The sequence below is a fragment of the Halalkalirubrum salinum genome (genome assembly GCF_005543295.1).
GTDB classification, from domain to species: Archaea; Halobacteriota; Halobacteria; order Halobacteriales; family Haloferacaceae; genus Halalkalirubrum; species Halalkalirubrum salinum.
On the sequence record NZ_SRSG01000055.1, the window covers coordinates 1 to 1,243 of the forward strand.

The window sequence follows — 1,243 nt, forward strand, 5'->3', positions numbered from 1 at the left end:
CGTACTTCCAAGCGAAGTGTGAATCTGGAGACCCTATTTGTGAAATTTTACTGAGGGGTACTGGCTGTAGAAGAACTTGACCGAACTATAGCGACGTAACTTATCAAGTGTTAGAAGTATGGTGCGGTAAGTTGAGGTGTTGATGTCCAACACCGCACCAGTTGGAACAATTGTCCCGACAAATGAAGAACTACCGGTTCTTCGGCTTTCCGACCCAGTGTGTCCTGACTGCGGTAGCCCTGTCGCGAAAAACGGTGGATACGAGCGGCACCCGCACGGCTGCCAGCCCGTGCGGGTGCAGCGATACATCTGCGCGAACTGTTGCTCGTTCTCACCGACGCACCCATCAGTCGAGGATGATCATCACTATCCACGAGCGGTCACGCAACTTGCGACCGCAGTTGACCTACTCACCGAATCTTCGCTCGAAAATCGGCAAGATCTCCTCACCATCCACTACAACGTCCGCCCCTCCGATCAACAGATCCACAACTGGTGTACTGGGCAGACGGCGGAGATCGTCGAAAACGATCTCCCCGTCTACTCCGGCGTCTACACCTACGACGAACAGTACCTCATGATCGACGGCAACCGTGCGTATCGACTTACCGTCTACGACGAACTACTCCGTGCACCGGTCGCCGAAACCATCGTCGACCGGTGCACCAAGGCGGCAGTTCGTGAGTTTCTCACGACTGCCCTTGCCGAGAAACCTGTCTCTGTTGTCACAACCGACGGTCGATCAGACTACCCAGAGATCATCGAAGAAGATCTCGACGCTGTCCACCACCGCTGTAACTTTCACTTCATCAAGAACGGTGAGAAGAAGCTTCGTAACACCGTTTTCGAGAGTGTTCGCTACAGTAACACAGAACGTCTCCAGGGGGCAATTGTCTGGAGTGAGTTCAAACGAGTGTTTGCTGCACACTCGTATGAAGCCGCTGTCTGTCGATTTGAGGCAGTGCTCGATAAAATCGAGCAGCTGCCAAAGGAGTTGCAAACAGCGGTCAAGGAGGTGATGGAGAAGTTCGATACGTTCCTCGGACACCTTCGGCATGAAGCGATTCCAAGCACGACAAACAATCTGGAGCGATACTACGGCCATACGAAACCGACGCAGATCAAGCGTCGGTTTCGCTCAGGTGAGCACGCACGAGCATTCGTGCAACAACAGATGCGTCTGCGCACGGTCAAACAAGGTCTCATCTCTCGTGAACGGTCGCTTTCGATTGCGCGTGAACTC

Annotated in this window: 1 protein-coding gene; it reads left to right on the forward strand. The window is 53.6% G+C overall.

Annotated elements, in window-relative coordinates:
* Positions 1–142: 142 nt before the first annotated feature.
* A partial coding sequence (locus tag E5K03_RS14070; protein ID WP_138007434.1) for a transposase occupies positions 143–1,243 on the forward strand: 1,101 nt, incomplete at its 3' end.